The organism is Brevibacillus dissolubilis, assembly GCF_006170445.1.
Taxonomy (GTDB): Bacteria; Bacillota; Bacilli; order Brevibacillales; family Brevibacillaceae; genus Brevibacillus_B; species Brevibacillus_B dissolubilis.
The window spans coordinates 153,587-172,469 of record NZ_VCNA01000008.1 but is presented as its reverse complement, the minus strand read 5'-3'; the positions used below and the strand labels follow the sequence as shown (position 1 = coordinate 172,469).

The following is an 18,883-nucleotide window of genomic DNA, read 5'->3' as shown; positions in this document are numbered from 1 at the left end:
CTGGGGGTGATGACGAATGAACGTTTGGGAATGGTGGCGGAAAAAGGTGGTCGAATCATCCTACCAACCTGATGGCGATGTTACCTACCCCGAGGCCAAAGGGGAGATCTCCGTTGAGGCGATTGAGGCACACTTTCGTAATGTGGATGATCTTGTGATCAAAAATATTGTGATCATCGGAGAAACCGTTACGGCTGTGTATATCAAAACGATGGTGGAACCAAAAGTGGTGCAAGAGATCATTGTAGATCCCCTGCTGGCCATGAATGAATATGACGATCCCCACGAGGTATTGAAGCTGGCTGAAGAAATTCATCATGACGAGCTTCCGCAGCTGCTTCAGGGTGTCTTGAACGGAGATATGGTGCTCATCTTTCACACCCGTCAGATTATCCTGCAATTGCCCACGCTCAGCATGCCGTCTAGAAGCATTGGATCGTCGGAGACGGAATCGACCGTGCTGGGACCGCAAGATTCGTTCACCGAGTCACTGGATACGACGATTTCACTGATCAGACGCAGACTCTACAATACCAACCTAAAAGTGAAAATATATATGTCTGGCACGGAAACGCGAAATAAAGTAGCCGTGCTCTATATGGAAGGAATCGCGAACCCAGAAAACGTGGAGCGCGCCATCTACCGGGTACAGAACCTGGAATATCATGGTTTTGTCGCCTTACCAGTCCTCAAACAGATGCTGGAGGACAAGCCGTATTCGCCATTTCCCCAGTTTGGGATGACGACACGGCCTGATAATGCGGTGGCTGCTTTATTGGATGGACGGATTCTGATTGCGCTCAACGGCAGTCCTGAAGCGGCCATTGTACCAAGTGCTTTTTTCGAGTTGTTTTGCAGCCCGGAGGATTTGTATAACCGCTGGCTGAATGGAACTATGCTTCGTTTTATCCGGTTTTTCGGACTGTTTGTGACGGTACTCCTGACCTCTACCTATGTGTCAGTGCTTACGTATCATCCAGAGATGCTGCCTCCACAGTTGTTGACGATCTTGACAGAATCGAGGAGCAGGGTGCCGTTTCCGCCGATGATCGAAGTCTTGATTATGGAGCTGGTCATCGAGGTTCTGCGTGAGGCCGGTGTGCGCATGCCGACCAAGATCGGTCAAACGATCGGTATCGTAGGCGGTATCGTCATCGGGACGGCAGCGGTGGAGGCGGGGATTGCGAGTAACATTCTGATCGTACTTGTCTCGGTATCAGCACTTCTTTCCTTTGTACCATCCAACTATCTGATGGCCAATGCGATTCGGACGCTGCGATATGTGTTCATCTTTGCAGCAGGAACGCTGGGGATGTACGGACAGATGCTGACGCTGGGCCTGATCTATGCACATCTGGCAGGACTTACCTCGCTCGGCACACCCTATCTGGCTCCAGGGATTCCGCGCAACATGACTGACATCTTCAATGGCTTGATCCGTGCACCTGTTTTGTTTTTGGCGAGCCGAACAGGCCTGTCCCGAAGTCCCAAAAAGCTTCAACGCCCACTGGATGAGGAGTAGACACAGATGGACCAAGGCAAATACAAAAAATTAAATCCGTATCATGTGTTTTTTCTGATTAACAACACCATGGTGGGACAGGGACTGCTCTCCATCTCCCATGCACTTTCCCCCGTGGGTTATAACCAGTACTGGATTCCGTTTCTGCTGGGGGTCGTGACACAGCTGGTGTTGATTCCGATGTATTGGCTGGGGATGCGATATCCGGAAGATAATCTGTACGTAATCAATGAGCGATTATTGGGGAAGTGGCTCGGCAAGCTGGTTAATCTTGTTTTTCTCATCTACTTAATCATGGTCTTTGCGGCTGTCACCCACAACTATCTAAGATTGGTGCAGGCCGTTACGATGCCAGACCGAACCATGTATCCTGCTTTGATCGCAATACTCTTTGTTTCGTGCTATATCGTACTCGGTGGGATTAAGCTGGTAGCGCGGTTCTGTATGCTGGGATTCTTCTTTACGGCCTGGATGATGGTCTATCTTCACTGGGGCATCCAAAAAGGAGAATTCAGCCATATGCTGCCTCTGTTTAATGTGAACATGAGGGATGTATGGCAGGCTTCTTATCAAGCTTATGAATCTTTTTTTGGCTATGAATTGTTGCTGGTCTATTTTCCCTATATCGTCCAACAAAAGCGGTCTCTGCTCCACGTATCAGGCGGGCTATGGTTGACTGTCTTGGTCTATACGGGTGTTTCGCTGGTCAGTGTCGTATATTTTTCGGAGTGGCAGTTGGAGAATCTGAGATATCCGGTGTTGAATCTGTTCAAGGCGGTAGAGTTGACCTTTGTGGAGCGAATTGAGAACTTCGGTATTGCGCTCTGGGTCTTCCTCGTTCTGTCAACCGCCGCGCCATATCTGTGGGCGGCGAAAAAAGCAATGGATGCCGTGATGTCTCACAACCGTAGGATTCATCTATATGTAATTCTTGTGTGTGCTTATCTGCTGGCGAGAGTCCAGATGCCGACCTGGTTGAGGCAAAAGCTGTTTGAAGACTGGTCGTTCTGGCTTGGCTATACGATGGTCGTGATACCAGTCCTGCTGCTTCTGCTTTCTCTGATCCGCAAACCTGCCACACCAGCGAAGGAGCAGCCCCAAGCTTTGGCCGAGACAGATGACGGGGGAGGAACACAGGGATGAGGAGAAGCAGCCGGATTCTGTGGCTTGGCAGCATGCTTTTGTTCATGCTGGTGCTGTCGGGATGCAATAGCATTCAATATGAACAGCCTACCTTGGAGGATATGGGTTTTGTCACGGTCATGGGATTTGATCGGGCCAAAGGGGATAAGATGACGGTAATCACAGCAGTCCCGCAGTCTTCCCAGCAAAAGGAGAAGACTCAATTCTATTCGGTACAGGTGTCCACATCTGCAGAAGCCATCATGAATATAGCGACGAAATCTGAAAGAACGATCGTGCCCAATCAGATGAGGGTGATCCTGTTTAGTGAAGATTTCGTCAAGCAGAAGGGGATCACGGACGTTGTTCTGGATCTGTACCGTGATCCCCGTGTCGGTGACAATGTGGTATTAGGTGTGGTCAAAGGAAAAGTGATGGATTTGCTCCAGGGGAAGTACGAGAACAAGCCGGAGATGGGGGTTTACCTCAACAATCTACTGCGCCCGCGCCGGGAGACGGCCTTTTATCCGTTTACCACCATCCATGACTATATCTACCGGACTACAGGTGGAACCGCTGACCCGCTCCTGCCATACTTGGAGAATAATAGTAAAGAGGGCGACATCGAAATCACCAAGGTGGCGTTGATTAAAGATGGCAAGCTGGTCGGCTTCCTCACCCCGGAAGAAGGGAGAATCCTCCAAGCGGCATCCAATCGGGGCAAAGTCCCGCCGATGTCCTACCTGATCCAAGACGATCCGAATTCCGATAAAAAAGTAAGAGTCTACTTGGAATTCGTGCGTAATTCAATAAGAAAGCGGTATGTTCCAATAGGGAAGAAGCCCGCTTTTGAAATCGAGCTGGGCATAACAGGAAATTTGCTGAATTATGAAGGGAACCGAGATTTAGAGGATGCAACTAACCTGGCTGTCGTCGAGGAAAAAATCGCCAGAGAAATGGAAAAAGCGTTGAAAGCCGTTCTAATGAAGACGACGAAGCTTGGAATAGATCCGACCAATATGCTGGAGAAAATGAGGGCGAAGACGTATGGAGAGTGGCAGGGGCTTACCATCAAGAAAGGAATGAAGGATATTCCTGTTAAAATCAATGTCCAATTACGCATCACCGGGGTTGGGACACTCAAGTAGGCTGAGATTGAGTCTCCCCAATTCCTTTTTTTGTTGGTAATATTAAGGAATAGCAGTGAAGATACATACAGGGGGAGTCATCATGTCCAAACGCAACACTATCTTGGCGGGAGCTATCGCGATCAGTCTGTTGACAGCCAATCCACTGTGGATTCAGCCTGCGGAAGCGAGTCAGCCTGCAGCCAAAGCCGCAACACAATCTGGGAATAAGGAAACAGCACAACAGACAAAGGCACAACAGAACGAGGCCAAGCGCATTCCGCCGCAAAAAGTGCCAAAGGAAATGACAGACACCATCACCAAATTGACCCGAATTCTGCCAGAGATAGATGGATTGAAGGTCAGCTATGCCGAAATTGATTTTGACCGGGACGATCGGGAAGTGTGGGACTTCTATTTGGTAAAGCCTGACGATTCGGATGAAGATGAGGACGAGGATGAATGGTATGACAGTGTGTTTGCGAGTGTAACCGTTTACGCTGATACGGGTGAGTTGATTCAATATGAGATCGAGAACCCAGAGTGGACCTCGACGAAGCTGCCGACCACTGCTTTTGCCGAACGAAAGGCAAAGGACTTTTTGAAAAAAGTCATGGGAGATGCGACAAAAGAATACGTCCTTAATCGGGTACGGATGCAAAACTACTCGGAAGATGAAATCGAGTATGACGGTGAAATTCCTCATGCAGAGGTCTATTATGAACAACTGATCAATGGCATTCCTGTCAATAGAGATGCCCTGTGCGTAACCGTGGATGCTCAAGGTCACACTCTGTCCTATGAGAATAGTTCGATTGCGTACGACCCGCAGGATTTTCCAAAGCCGGAAGGGCTCATTTCATTAGATGCCGCTGCCCAAAAGTATCAGGCGAAGCTGGGCTTGCATAAGTCCTACTATACCGGGCTGTTCAACCCATTCTCTTCGTCTGCCAACCCACGCCTCGTCTATGAAACAGAAGTGAGGGGTGGAATCGATCCTCATACCGGCGAATATATCGTGATTGGCGAGAGTGATGAGCCATTTCATTCCGAGGTGGTCCAGGTTCAGCCAACCAAACCGGTACGTTCTGTCACCAACAGAGAGGAAGCAGAAGCGGTTATCGAATCACTGATCGGGGTCGATCTATCCTCCTATCGTTTCAAAGAAAATGATGAAGACTATTATATTGAATATTTGTGGATGAAAACGGATGAAGATACCGAAACCTCTGATTACATTAGGATGGAAGTAAACGTGGAAGAAGGCAGAATAGAAGGATTCTACCGCGACTATGATATGGATCGAGCGGACGAGGCGAATCCAACCCTCATTACCAAAGAAGCAGCTTTGGAGACGGCAATGAAGGCAATGGAGCAATACCTTGACCCGTCTGTCACCCAATTGAATGTAACTCACATGGATTTGCCATACGTCGTCGTAAGCAATAAGAAAGGAAAACAAACGGGGATGGAGCAGGCTCAGGGGTTATCCCAATTTAGTGGACCAGCGTATGAATTGGTGTTCCATCCGGTTCATCAAGATGTAGTCGTCAAGGATTTTGAGTATCGAATTCAAATCGACCCGAATAGCGGGAAGATTACCTCGGTGAAATTGGGGAGCTCTTCTTATGGTGAGTTGCCGCCAAACGTGCGAACCGTCAGCATCGAACAGGCAACGAAAACCTATTTGAAAAACAATCCTCTCGCGCTGAAATATGATCTGAACGAAGATATGGATGAACCTACACCGATTCTGATCTATATGCCGAAAAAGGATCAGGTGTATGTCATCGATGCATACACAGGGAAAGCCGAGGAATTTGACGAGTATGACTACTATCCGTATTAGTACAGTTTCGTGATTGATTTTCTGTCCTCCCGGGGTTATGGTATGTAGATAAGACAAGGAGCGGAGGCGAATTCATGTGACTGACAGACTGGTTGATTCATTCGGGCGTGTCCATGACTATCTGAGGATTTCCTTGACAGACCGTTGCAATCTCCGCTGTGTCTACTGCATGCCTGCAGATGGGATGGAATTTCAACCACTGGATGAGATCCTTACCTATGAAGAGATTACAGCTGTAGTGAAGACGGCGGCCCAGTTAGGTGTTCGGCGATTGCGTCTGACAGGCGGTGAGCCGCTTGTCCGTAAAGATATAGAGGCACTGATCAGTGAGCTGTCTGCGATTCCAGGCATTGAGGATATCGCCCTGACGACCAATGGGATCTACCTCGCTCAGAAGGCCGAGGCGCTCAAAAAAGCAGGGGTGACCCGTGTCAATATCAGTCTCGATACGATGAAGCCAGACCGGTTTGCCATGATCACCCGGGGCGGGGATCTAAAACGGGTACTCGATGCCATCGATGCGAGCTTCGCTGTCGGCTTTGCGCCGATTAAGCTCAATGTGGTGCTGATGAAGGGCTACAACGACGATGAGATCGATGACTTCCTGCGCTTGACGCTGGATAAAGCGATCCATGTCCGGTTTATCGAATACATGCCGATTGGTCATGATGACGACGGCTGGCGGGATAAGTATCTGTCGCTGTCTACCGTGACCGAACGCGCTGTCGCACTAGGGATGCCGCCGATGAAGACAGAGAATGTCTTCGGCAATGGGCCGAGTGAGGATTTCCGCCTGCCGAATGCACGTGGCAGCATCGGCTTGATCCATCCGGTGAGCGAGCATTTTTGCGGTAACTGCAACCGCCTGCGACTCACCGCTGACGGCAATCTCAAGCCATGCCTGTATTGGGTTGATGAGCTGAACATCCGTCCGTTGATCGGAGATGAGCAGGCGATGCGCGACCTCTTTTTCAAGGCGCTCAAGATCAAGCCGGAAAATCACGAGATGGCTCAGGCGCTCGAACGCCAAGCGCAATCCCACATCCCGACCAACCGCCGGATGTCGCAAATCGGAGGATAACCGTCATGAACGAAACGGATCAACTGACGCATTTTAATGAACAGAACCGCGCCAAGATGGTGGATATCTCAGAAAAGGAGATCACCAAGCGCGTTGCTACAGCCCGCAGTCAGGTGAAGATGAAGCCAGAGACCCTGACCCGCATCCGTGAGGGCCAGATTTCTAAAGGAGACGTACTCGCCGTCGCTCAAGTAGCGGGCATCATGGCCGCGAAAAAGACAGCAGACATCATCCCGATGTGCCATCCATTGCCGCTGACTGGAGTCGATATCGCTTTTGCCTACGAAGGGGAGGATACTCTGCTTGTAGAGGTAACGGTCAAGACCACAGGCAAAACAGGCGTGGAGATGGAAGCTCTCACCGCAGCCAGCGCCGTCACGCTGACTGTCTATGATATGTGCAAGGCGATGGACAAAGAAATGATCATCGGCCCTACTTATTTGGAGAGCAAGACAGGCGGCAAGAGCGGGGATTTTGTACGGAGCGGGACAGTTGAATAGGAGTACGGCAGGCTTGACATAAGGGCCTGACCGTGGAAGAAGCCTTTGTCGATGAGAAGCTTTCGTCACAGAGGCTTCTTTTTTTATCGGGGTTCTCGGAAATTCTTCGGATATACTCGGTAACGGGTGGCAACCTAAGGGTAACATCTGTCAAAAGGAGAGATATGCCACTATGCCAAGAACCAAAGTCAAAGGCCCGACAGGACTGCCACTCTCGGGTAACCTATTGCAATTCCGCAAAAATCCGCTCGGCTTCCTGCAACGGGCGGCAAGTGAGTATGGGGATATCGCGCATATCCGTTTTGGCCCGAATCGTCATCTCTACCTGATCAGTGATCCAGATATGATCAAAGAGGTGCTGGTCACCAAACAGAATCATTTTCAAAAAGCAAAAGGCCTGCAAGTCGCCAAAGCGGTGGTCGGCAACGGGATCCTTACCAGTGAGGATAAGACCCATCTGCGCCAGCGCCGTCTGGTACAGCCTGCATTTCATAAGCAGCGCATCAATGCCTATGCCGATACGATGGTCGAGTACGCGACCCGCCAGATCGACCACTGGGAGGATGGAGCGGAGCGCAGCCTGACCAATGACATGATGGAGCTGACGCTTGCGATCATCACCAAGACGATGTTTGGCATCGATATCCGCGAAGGGGTGGGCGACATCAGCCATGCCATCGACGTGGGTCTGCGCTATGTCAGCAAACGCGCCAGCTCCTTCATCGACATCCCGGCAAGCGTCCCGACCAGAAGCAACCGGGAGTTCCAAGAATCCGCCCGCGTATTAGACGAGACGATCTACAACATCATCGCCCAGCGCCGTGCCGGCAATGAACCAGACCGTGGCGACCTGCTCTCGATGCTGTTGGCCGCCCGTGATGAAGACGATGGCACAGGCATGTCTGACGAACAGGTACGGGACGAGGTCATGACCATCTTCCTCGCCGGTCACGAAACCACCGCCAACAGCTTGGCTTGGACATTCTACCTGCTGTCTCAAAACCATGACGTGGAGCAAAAACTCTGGCAGGAGCTCGAAACCGTCCTCGTCGGCCGCAAGCCACAGATGGAGGACCTGCCGAATCTGCCATACCTCAACCAAATCATCCAAGAATCTATGCGCCTCTATCCAGCCGCCTGGGCTGTTAGCCGCGAGGTGGTAGAAGACGTCGAGATCGGCGGACAGACCTTCGAAAAAGGCGAGACCCTGATGATGAGCCAATATGTCATGCACCGCAGCCCCAAGTATTATGACCAGCCAGACCGCTTCATGCCAGAGCGCTTCGAAGGTGACCTGCTCAAGCGCATCCCGCAGTTTGCCTATTTCCCATTCGGCGGCGGGCCGCGAGTATGTATCGGGAATAACTTTGCGCTGATGGAGTTGGGCTTGGTGATCGCGACGATTGCGCAGAGATTTAAGCTGAGACTGGCAGAGGGGCATCATCCGGTGGAGATGGAGCCGTTGGTGACATTGCGTCCGAAGAATGGATTGCGGATGAGAGTATATAAGAAGTAAAAGATAGAGCAGGGATCTTATGGAACACCTTGTTGAAAGACCAGCGCGGAAGTGGTAGGTGTCCGCGTAGGAAAAAACACGGCATTGTTCGGGGCAAAAATGTTTCGATCCCCCGATGAGAGGGGACATCTGGGTAAGCTCAGGGAAGTGAGACTGTTTGCCCCTGAGCGTATTCAGAGGAGAATGGTATGCCGTGTTATTTCCTACGCTGAGTTGGTCTTTCAAAAAAGGTGCTCCACAGGACCTCTGCTCTTTTTTACTAGATATGAATAGAAGAAAAAATGAAAGAAGAAAAACTTCATCAAACCCTTACAAAAAATTCATCCAAAACCCTGAAATCAATCGGAATCCCCACACGTATTCATTTAAGCATAAACAGTACCAAGCCCCAATCCGTTCACCTCTTTGTCACAGATTAACACTGAAATATTTCTTGATGCGAAATATTTAGTTGTGCGATAATGCTTCGTGTGACGAAATATCTGTAATGTTATTGGAGGAGGCCAATGGACGGAATTGCGCAGCTCCCGCTATTATTGAATCAGACATCGAAGCTGTACCTGGGTATCCTTACCGAAGAACTGGGACGATGTGGGATTACCAAACCACAGATTTTGGTAGTCGAACAGCTCATGGAAGGCCGCAAGACGATCGGAGAGATCAGCAAGGCAGTGGATCTGTCCTACAGCACGGTCTCCGGGATTATTGACCGACTGGAGCGCGACAATCTGGTGATGCGTTCCAAGGACGAGAAGGATCGCCGTATCGTCTGGGTTTCGTTGACGGAGGAACCAGAGTGGCTGAAGAAAAATGTCCCGTTTATGCAGGAAGAGTACTTCCCCGGTGTTTTTGCCGGGATCAGTGAAGAAAAGGTGCAGCAGATCGCAGAATCATTGGAAGTGCTCAACACCTTTTTAGAGCAAAAATACAAAACACTCTGTCGGGAGAGAGGGAAGTAAGATGAATCTGTCCAGGTTTTCGATCAGCCGTCCTGTCACGATTCTGATGCTTTCGATCGCCATTTTGATCTTCGGTTTTGTCTCGTTGCCGAAGCTGGCGATTGAGCTGTATCCAGAATTGAACCTACCGATTGCGGTCGTCGTGACAACGGTAGATGGCGGTACACCTGCCGAAGTAGAAAAATTGGTCACCAAGCCGGTCGAAGAGTCGCTGGGGACGGTGCCGAATGTAAACAAAATCATGTCCAACTCGACCAACGGAGCTTCCCAGGTCATCGTCCAGTTCAACTGGGGAACCGATATGGACCAAGCCACACTCGATATGCGTGACAAGGTGGATCTGATCCGCGAAGCATTGCCGGATCAAGCCAGAGCACCACGTATCCTCAAGCTCGACCCGAACAGCCAGCCGATCATCACGATGTCGCTTAACGGTGACAGCGATGTCGTCAAGCTGAAATCAATTGCTGACAATGTAATTAAGCCGCGTCTTGAACGCATCGAAGGCGTCGCTTCTGTCGGCGTCGAGGGTGGTAAAGAACGCGAGATACAAGTCATCCTCAATCCTGACCGTGTGACCGCCTATGGCATCACGATTGATCAGGTGCAGCAGGCGATCAGCAGTACCAACATGTCCGGTGCGGCAGGGAGTGTACGTGAAGCCGATAACAAGCTGGCGATCCGCGTAGAAGGCGAATTCGAAACCGTCAAATCTATCGGGGATACACAGATCCGCTTATCGACAGGCGCAAGCATTCCGCTCCGCAATATCGCCACCATCGAAGATACTTATAAGGAAGTAACGCAGTTTACCTATCTCAACGGCCAGCCAAGTGTGGGTCTTACCATCACCAAAGCCTCGGGCGGCAACACCATCGAGGTGGCCGAAGCCGTAAAAGCCGAGCTGGAGAAGCTGAAAGTGAAGCTTCCAGACGGCGTGAAGATCGATACGATTCTGGATTCCTCTGAATTTATTAAAGACTCCATCTATACGGTAGGGGAGCACGCGATTGTCGGTGGTCTTTTGTCCATCGTGATCCTGTATCTGTTCCTCGGCAGCTTCCGTTCGATGCTGATCGTCACGATCGTGATTCCGATCTCTGTCGTGGCTACATTCTGTCTGATGTATTTTACCGGTCAGACGATCAACCTGATCTCACTCTCCGGTCTGACGCTGGGTCTTGGTTCCCTCGTAGACTTCGCGGTTGTTATCTTGGAGAACATCTTCCGTCACCGTCAGGAAGGCAAATCCATGATGCAGGCAGCCCGCCTCGGTTCGCGTGAGGTTGGTACGGCGGTTATGGCATCTGCACTCGCGCAGATCGCTGTATTTTTGCCGATCGTATTCGTAGAGGGTCTTGCCTCCCAGCTGTTCGGTCCACTGGCATTGGCGGTTGTGTATTCCCACATCGCGGCCCTGCTGGCATCCCTGACACTGGTTCCGATGCTCTCGTCCCGCTGGCTAAAGCGCGTGCCAGACGAAGAGCTGTATCATTCCAACACCTATCGAGGGTTTAACCCGGCGATCCGTTTTAATATCTTCTTTACCAAAATCGCCAACCTGTATGGCAGATTGCTCGGGTGGGCGCTGAATTTCCGCAAAACCGTGTTTACCATCACAATTCTGACACTCGTCGGCGCGGTGGCCCTCACGCCACTGGTAGGGGCAGAGTTCATCCCAAGCCTTGACCAGGGCAAAATCACGGTATCGCTTCAGACACCTCCAGGAACGATGCTCCGTGAAACCGAGAAGGTCGTCGCCGAAGTCGAGAACATCGTCAAACAAGAAGTTCCTGAAATCACCCAGCTGTACGTCTCTGTCGGAAGCAACGGCGGACCGGCCCTGCTTGCCGCAAGTACAGGGGATCAAGCCCAGCTGCAGTTGACACTCAAAGACGTCAAGGAGCGTACGCGCAGCACCGACCAAGTTATCGAGGATCTGCGTGCCAAGCTGTCCAAAGTACCAGGCGTAGAGATCGAAGTGAAAATGACAGACTCATCCGGCGGTCCGGGTGGCGCGGCACTCGAGATCAGCCTGCGCGGTGACAATCTGGAGACCCTTGAGGATATCTCCAGCATCATCGCCGGAATCGTCCGCGAAACAGACGGGACACGCAACGTAACCACTTCGTTGGAAGATAAAAGACGCGAGTTCCAAGTCTCTGTCGATAAAGAAAAAGTAAGCCAGTACGGTCTGTCTACGATGCAAGTCCTCTCAGCGGTCCGCACCTCTTTCCAAGGACAGACGGTGACCCGCTATCAGACAGTGGATGACCAGATCGACGTCTTGCTGACCATGCCAAAAGAACTGCAAGAGGACATGGATTTCCTCAAGCAGCTCCGAATCACCACGCCGACCGGCGCCCAAGTCGCACTCGATGCAGTGGCCACCGTGAAAAAAACAGACGTGCCGCAGCTGATCAAACGAAGTGACCAGACCCGTGAAGTAACCATCTCCTCTGATGTACAGGGCCGTGACTTAGGCTCCATCTCCGCAGAGATTCAGACCAAGCTGGATCAGCTGAACCTGCCAGATGGCTACCTGATCGAAACAGGCGGTCAATCCAAAGAGATGGCGGAATCCTTCGGTAATCTGGGATTGGCGATCATCCTGTCCATCGTGCTCGTCTACATGGTTATGGCAAGCCAGTTCGAATCCCTGTTCAGCCCGTTTATCATCATGTTCTCGATTCCACCGACTTATACAGGTGTCGTGCTTGGTCTTTTGCTCACAGGCAAATCGTTCAGTGTCCCTGCGTTTATCGGTTATATCCTGCTGATCGGTATCGTCGTCAACAACGCAATCGTCTTAATCGATTACGTCAATACCCTGCGCAAGCAAGGTCTCAGCGTACGGGAAGCGATCCTCAAAGCAGGTCCGATGCGTCTGCGTCCGATCCTGATGACGACACTTACGACCGTTTTGGCAATCACTCCGCTTGCCTTTGCGGGTGGTGCGGGTAACGAATCACAGGCTCCGATGGCGATCGTCGTCATCTTCGGTCTGACCTTCTCCACACTGATCACCCTTGTACTCGTTCCAGTCGTATATGCTTGGTTCAACGACTTAGGCGAAAAGTGGCGTAACCGCCGGAACCGCAAAAAGAAGAAGATTGAGCCACTTACGCAAGAAGTGTAGGGCTTAGGAGAACTAGGAGGATTTTTATGAAAATCAAAGCAAAAAGCCTTTCCCTGCTGCTCCTGTGTGCGATTGTCGTCTCCGGTTGTACAGGACAGCCAGCCGCCGAGGAGAAGAAGGCCCCGGAAGCACCGACCCCGGTTCAGGTGACACAGGTGGCAACAGGCACGGTCGCCAGTAGCGCAGGGTTCACCGGCAAGCTGGCCCCAAGCAAAACCGTTCAAATCGCACCAAAAGCAGGCGGCAAGATCCAAACCCTTAACGCCGTACTCGGGCAAAAAGTAGCAGCAGGCACTGTCCTGTTCACTCTTGATAAAACCGACCTGATGAACGCAGTCAAGCAGGCAGAGGCGGGCTACCAAGTCGCCCTCGCCAGCCTCAAATCCAGCGGCACCAACTCCAATCAGGCAGCACAATCCGCGAAAAACCAGCTGGCACAGGCAGAGCAGACACTCGCCAACGCCCAGCGTGATTTTCAGCGCATGAACTCCTTGTTCCAGCAGGGCGCGATCTCCAGCCAACAATTGGAGCAATCCCAATTAGCCCTCAAAAACGCGGAAACCGCCTATGCCAATGCACAGACCAACGCAGCAGCAGCCGGTGAAATGACCCAGATCGGCGTATCGGAAGCATCTGTCAACCAAGCGCGCGTCCAACTCGAAAACGCCCGCCAACAACTGGCGAACGCAGTCGTGACCGCACCGATCTCCGGCTATATCTCCGAAGTGACAGGTGCAGTGGGTGAGATCGCTTCCCCGCAGATGCCAGTCGTCACCATCGTCGTCACCAACCCGCTGATCGTCAAAGCCAACCTGTCCGAAGCAGAGATCACCTCTGTGAAGGTCGGCACCAAAACCGTAATCGAGCTGCCTGCCTTGGCCAAAGAAATTCAAGCGACCGTAACCGCAATCAGCCCGGTGATGGATAACCAGCTCAAAGCATACCCGGTCGAGGTCTCCGTACCCAACCCAACCAATGAGCTGAAAGCTGACATGATCGCCAACCTCAAGCTGTCTGGCAACACCCAAGTCACTTCGCTCGTCGTCCCACGCAAAGCCGTCTTCGACGAGAACAACAAGCAATACGTCTACAAAGTCGAAGGCGGAGTTGCGAAAAAAGTAGAGGTAACCGTCGGGGAAGAATCCTCTGATATGATCGAGATCAAAACCGGTGTAGCCAAAGGCGAGCAAGTCGTCGTCCGCGGTCAAACCCTCCTCAAAGACGGGGCCAAGGTGGAAATTCAAAAGAGTGAATAAAAAGCAAGTTGACACACGATCTCTTTGAGGCTTACTATAAAAGTCGATTGCTCTCTAGAGAGGTAAAGCTGTTAGTAGCAACTCCTTTCTTCTGTCAGGAAGAGAGGAGTTTTTTTATAACCTACATTAATCCATGAATCCCCATAGGAAAGGAAGGAATTGTGCAAGATGCGTATCCAACCCGCCAAAATGATGAGCACGCTGCCAACCCAGTTTTTCTCCACACTGGTAGCGAAGGTCAACAAAGTAATCGCACAAGGTCATGATGTCATCAACCTCGGTCAAGGCAACCCAGACATGCCGACACCGCCCCATATCGTCGAAGAACTGCAAGCCCAAGCAGCGAATCCGCTTCACCATAAATACCCGCCGTTCCAAGGCCGAATCGAATTGAAAAGAGCGGTCGCTCACTGGTACAAGCAAGAGTTTGATGTGGATCTCGATCCAGAGGAAGAGGTAGCGATCCTGTTCGGAAGTAAAACGGGTCTCGTCGAAATCTGCCAAGTACTCATGGACCCAGGTGATGTCGCCCTCGTCCCAGATCCAGGCTATCCAGACTACTGGTCCGGCGTCTCCGTCGTCGGCGGCCGCATGGTGATGATGCCATTGCTTGCTGAGAATAAGTTTTTGCCTGATTACACCAAGCTCAAACAAGAGGACTTGGACCGTGCCAAGCTGATGTTCCTCAACTATCCGAACAACCCGACGGCTGTCACCGCACCGTATGAGTTCTACCAAGAAACCATCGAGTTTGCCAAAAAGAATGAAATCGTCGTCTGTTCCGATTTCGCTTATGGTGCGATCAGCTTTGACGGCAAAAAACCGGTCAGCTTCATGCAGCTCCCAGGCGCCAAAGAAGTGGGCGTCGAATTCTACACCCTGTCCAAAACATACAACATGGCAGGCTGGCGCGTCGGTGCCATGGTCGGCAACCGTGAGCTTGTCCGTCTGATCAATGAAATCCAAGACCACTATTTTGTCAGCCTGTTCGGTGCCGTACAGATGGCCGCAGCCCGCGCCATGACCGACTCACAGGATTGTGTCCGCGACCTCGTGGGCATCTATGAAGGACGCCGCAACCGCTTCTTCTCCGAGCTGGACCGCATCGGCTGGCAAGCGACGCCATCCCAAGGCTCGTTCTTTGCCTGGCTGCCAGTACCGAAGCCGTACACCTCGACAGAGCTTTCAGACCTTCTGATCGAAAAAGCCCATGTCGTCGTTGCACCAGGCGTCGGCTTCGGCCCATCCGGCGAAGGCTATGTCCGTGTCGGCCTCTTGACCAATGAAGACAGACTTGGTGAAGCCGTAGAGCGGATCAACAAGCTCGGGATTTTTACGAAAAGCTAAGCTATATCCTGCAAAAAATTGAATGATACAACACGAGGAAGCAGGGGAGTGATCCTTTTCTTCCTCTTTTTTTGTGGAGGAACTTCTTCTTTTGAGGGATCTGTGTGTACCTGTACATGCTTTTCCAAAAAACGGTACATTTACGAGATTCACCCGCTCACAAGCCGCGTTCAAAAATTCCTACCTGTTGATACATAATCCCCCGACACCAACCACCAAAGTTCTGAGTCATCTGCCCATTTTCCATCTATACGAACACGCCCTGACAATCGCCTACATATACATAAAATGGCCTATACAATCCACAACCGAATCCAGTATTAGCTCGACAATGCGATCCGTCTCGAAACTAGTCTTGCTCAATCGCTCAAATGAACCACCTTTTTTTACGCATAAACATCATATATAAAGCCAAAATATAAATCAGTACACACTCATTATGTAAATCGCAAATAAAAATCATTCTCACTATTGACTAATAATGATTCTCATTATATGATCATAATTGGAAAAGGTAATGATAATCACTATCACTTGAAGCGTATTCACGAATCATGTGCAACAGGGAAGGGGATTCCGATGAGATATCAGATTAATGGCTATACAGACATGCATACTGTCATCAGCAACGAGCGTAAAATTGGTGGCGCCCTCGAAGCCAGCATGATCCGTCTGCGATCCGGCGAAGAGTTCAAAAACGCCGTGATTACCCGTCTGGAAATGTCTGATGCTCAATTCTGCTCCCTTGGCTTCTTCACGGAAGACTGCAAGCGTGTCATTGTTCATATCAATGATATCAGCATGATCATGGACGCCAACCATGTGAATGTCTCAGATCTGCAGAACCCTTGCATGCGTGAAAAGAAGGTGGAGGAGCGGATTAAGCACCTCAAGCGCCTTTGTGAACTGAACGAAGGCAGCTGTACGGTTCCGTTCCGCGAAGAAGTGATGATGTTGGTGGAGGATATCGGTCTTGATGTCGCCCGTCAGCATGTTGATGTGCCTTTCCTTGTTGCTGAAAAAGAGTCGAAAGTGGTACGCATTGCGTAATTTTATATAAGATGGATTCTCGGGTTTTAGTGGGGGAGAGCAGGCGATTTTCAAGCTTGCTCTCCTTTTTTGCAACCCCGCAAGGGGGAGGGGGAAGTCCGCTGCGAATGCTTTTCTGGGAGCATGGGCAAAAAAGGCTTATTCGAAGAGGATTGAAGTTTGCCCTTGAAGATGATTCAGGAAGCTGTTCCCAGAAAATCATTCTCCGCTGGGCAGGGTTGCAAAAGAGGGTCGCCATCTTGAAAATCGCCTGCTCTCCGACAGCTGTCAAGGAATCCAGCGTATAAAAAATTACGCAATACGGAGTAAGTATAAATAGAGGGACAAAAGCATGAAAAAGATTAACTGCATGAAAAAGCATGAAAAGCGGTAAAAGCCCACATGGCACGGTTTTTACGGTTTTTCATGCTTTTTATTTTTATCAAACGTTATCTGTTTGTAATGATCTTTTTTCATTTATCTCTCGTCTTTTATCTTTTCATCCCATTCTCTCCCTCATTTTTTTAAAAAGCATATCCCTCACCACTCCCGTCAGAGAGCAGGCGACTTTTCAGCTGCGACCCTCTTTGCAACCCGACCCAGCTGCGAATGATTCTCTGGGAACTCTCCCCCGAATATGCCCCTAGGGCAAACTTCAATCCTCTTCGAGTAAGCTTTTTTTGCACATGCCTCCCAGAGAATCATTCGCAGCGGCCAGTCAATCCCCCTTGCGGGGTTGCAAAAAAGGAGAGCAGCTGAAAAGTCGCCTGCTCTCCCACACGAACCACATATGCTTTTTAAACAACAAACCCTACGCTTCCATTTCTTCGATCGTGCAAATCGCGCTCGGACGCTTGATCCGCAGTGCTACGCATTCATAAACACGGAACAGACTGTTCATCTGTTCATCCCCGAGGAACGCTGTATCAAAATCTTCCGCAATCGCAAGGTCTAGGTTATGACGGCCTGTTGCTACGATGACACCGGAACGTCCTTTGATCATTGGGGATTGGAATACACCATCTGTCACGAGATTGCGGATATGGTCGATCTCCAGTACATTGGTTCCTTTGTGAACACGATGGAGAAGCGAATACAGCTCAGGGGAGACAACCATCGCGTATGGACCGCTGTGACCCATTTTCAAGAGCTTATTGCGGGCTTCCACCACATCAGCAAAAGCATTGCCGGATTCCATCCAGTCGCTTTTGAGGTGAGTGAGGCGGCCTTTGACATTCATCAGGCCAGGGAGGTCGAACTCGCTGGAGCCGTTGAAGATCAGATCGTCTTCCATCAGTGCAGTTCCAGCGGCACCGTTGGCGGCTGCACTCATGTCGAGCGGCATACCGAGGGTGCGGGCTTGGGCCACATCGCGCCAGTAGAGCATGAAGTCTTTGTACAGGATCGGGATGGTCAGGCTGACACGGCGGCTTGGCTGGGTCAGCTCAAGCGACTCACCGCGCAGGTTGAGACCGCCGAAGCGGGACTCATCGTAAATATCATTCGTAATCGTTTGAATCCCTTCACCCAGTGGACCGTAGATGTCGATGAAGCGGCGACCGACTAGTTGACGGCGCGCCATTTCGATGACGGTTTCGTCCAGCTGCTGCCACTCTTGGTGGGAGAGAGGGGAATCGGGGAATTTGCGTAATTTATCCATAGGTTCCTCCAATAAGAGTGTTCTATTTTTGTTTGAGACTGCCGACGGTTAGACCTTTTTTGGCCGGGATGGAAGCGGATGAAGCAGAAGAGGATGGGGCCGGTGTGCTTTGTTGAGATGCATGGAAGTGATCCACCTGATGTACGTCATGGCCGTGATCGTGGTCTTGGGTGTAAGACTGGGCGATCCGGTTTGGTACAGCATCAGAGAAGCGTTCTGCCATCTCTGCCATGATGTCTTTGATTTTCAGATAATCCTGCTGGGTAGCTTCCCGCATGGTGTTGAGCTGTTCACGCACGTCACCTTCCTTAAACTCATACAGAGCCAATTCAAGATGCTCGCGGAAGTTATGTAAGCCGAAGCGCTCCAAGTGCAGATCCGAGAGAAGACGCGACAGGTCGCGGTCGCTCAGTTGATCGAGCTTGCCTTCCTTGATCAGCTTCTCCAGATAAGGAATCAGTTCGTCAAGCCGTTCTAAGCGCTGTTCCTCTTCCTCGGAGATATGATGATAATACAGCTTGGTATGCTCGTCCGTGGCATGGTCAATCAGCGGCTGAATCATGTTGCGGAACGTACCGATGCCATCCTTGGTACGCGTAAAAATCGTGTGGAGCAGAGAGAGTTCCTGCACGAAACTCCACCTCCTTTGCGATGTAGTAGCTTTTATTATACTGTTGCCGGATTGTCGGGAGCAAGGTAGTACGCTCATCAATATTCTTTTACAAGTTGCAAAACTTATCATGGAGAGTATTGTCAAATCGAATTGGGAATGATAA

At 50.7% G+C, this 18,883-nt stretch carries 14 protein-coding genes; 12 read left to right on the top strand and 2 right to left on the bottom strand.

The window, feature by feature from the left end; genetic code table 11:
- Positions 1-16: 16 nt before the first annotated feature.
- From FGI41_RS16295 to FGI41_RS16240, 12 genes are all read left to right on the top strand, one after another.
- Positions 17-1,522, top strand: coding sequence for a spore germination protein (locus tag FGI41_RS16295; RefSeq protein ID WP_139491401.1), 1,506 nt, complete (start codon positions 17-19; stop codon positions 1,520-1,522).
- Between the two features lie 6 nt (positions 1,523-1,528).
- On the top strand, positions 1,529-2,665 hold the full coding sequence (locus tag FGI41_RS16290) for a GerAB/ArcD/ProY family transporter (RefSeq protein WP_139491400.1): 1,137 nt from the start codon (positions 1,529-1,531) through the stop codon (positions 2,663-2,665).
- Complete coding sequence (locus FGI41_RS16285; RefSeq protein WP_139491399.1) at positions 2,662-3,792, top strand: Ger(x)C family spore germination protein; 1,131 nt, start codon at positions 2,662-2,664, stop codon at positions 3,790-3,792. The genes FGI41_RS16290 and FGI41_RS16285 overlap by 4 nt, the downstream gene beginning before the upstream one ends.
- Positions 3,793-3,874: 82 nt before the next feature.
- Entirely contained in the window at positions 3,875-5,620 is a 1,746-nt protein-coding gene (locus tag FGI41_RS16280; protein WP_139491398.1) for a YcdB/YcdC domain-containing protein, read from the top strand.
- A 76-nt stretch (positions 5,621-5,696) separates the two neighbouring features.
- Positions 5,697-6,701, top strand: coding sequence for a GTP 3',8-cyclase MoaA (gene moaA / locus FGI41_RS16275; RefSeq protein ID WP_139491397.1), 1,005 nt, complete (start codon positions 5,697-5,699; stop codon positions 6,699-6,701).
- Between the two features lie 5 nt (positions 6,702-6,706).
- Complete coding sequence (gene moaC, locus FGI41_RS16270) at positions 6,707-7,201, top strand: cyclic pyranopterin monophosphate synthase MoaC (RefSeq protein ID WP_139491396.1); 495 nt, start codon at positions 6,707-6,709, stop codon at positions 7,199-7,201.
- A gap of 172 nt (positions 7,202-7,373) precedes the next feature.
- Positions 7,374-8,717 (top strand): cytochrome P450, encoded by a 1,344-nt coding sequence (locus FGI41_RS16265; RefSeq protein ID WP_139491395.1) that lies wholly within the window; start codon positions 7,374-7,376, stop codon positions 8,715-8,717.
- A gap of 506 nt (positions 8,718-9,223) precedes the next feature.
- The gene (locus FGI41_RS16260) at positions 9,224-9,676 is read left to right on the top strand and encodes a MarR family winged helix-turn-helix transcriptional regulator (protein ID WP_139491394.1); all 453 of its coding nucleotides are present in this window, start codon (positions 9,224-9,226) and stop codon (positions 9,674-9,676) included.
- A 1-nt stretch (position 9,677) separates the two neighbouring features.
- Positions 9,678-12,815 (top strand): efflux RND transporter permease subunit, encoded by a 3,138-nt coding sequence (locus tag FGI41_RS16255; RefSeq protein WP_139491393.1) that lies wholly within the window; start codon positions 9,678-9,680, stop codon positions 12,813-12,815.
- Between the two features lie 26 nt (positions 12,816-12,841).
- Positions 12,842-14,071, top strand: a complete 1,230-nt coding sequence (locus FGI41_RS16250) for an efflux RND transporter periplasmic adaptor subunit (protein ID WP_139491392.1) — start codon at positions 12,842-12,844, stop codon at positions 14,069-14,071.
- 168 nt (positions 14,072-14,239) lie between these two features.
- The gene (locus tag FGI41_RS16245; protein ID WP_139491391.1) at positions 14,240-15,418 is read left to right on the top strand and encodes a pyridoxal phosphate-dependent aminotransferase; all 1,179 of its coding nucleotides are present in this window, start codon (positions 14,240-14,242) and stop codon (positions 15,416-15,418) included.
- A 579-nt stretch (positions 15,419-15,997) separates the two neighbouring features.
- Positions 15,998-16,468 carry a hypothetical protein gene (locus FGI41_RS16240; RefSeq protein WP_139491390.1) on the top strand — a complete coding sequence of 157 codons (471 nt, stop codon included), beginning with the start codon at positions 15,998-16,000 and terminating at the stop codon, positions 16,466-16,468.
- A 790-nt stretch (positions 16,469-17,258) separates the two neighbouring features.
- Here the strand turns inward: FGI41_RS16240 and FGI41_RS16235 are convergent.
- Positions 17,259-18,107 carry a family 1 encapsulin nanocompartment shell protein gene (locus FGI41_RS16235; protein WP_139491389.1) on the bottom strand — a complete coding sequence of 283 codons (849 nt, stop codon included), beginning with the start codon at positions 18,105-18,107 and terminating at the stop codon, positions 17,259-17,261.
- A 22-nt stretch (positions 18,108-18,129) separates the two neighbouring features.
- Complete coding sequence (locus FGI41_RS16230; RefSeq protein ID WP_139491388.1) at positions 18,130-18,738, bottom strand: IMEF encapsulin system ferritin-like cargo protein; 609 nt, start codon at positions 18,736-18,738, stop codon at positions 18,130-18,132.
- Positions 18,739-18,883: the final 145 nt, after the last annotated feature.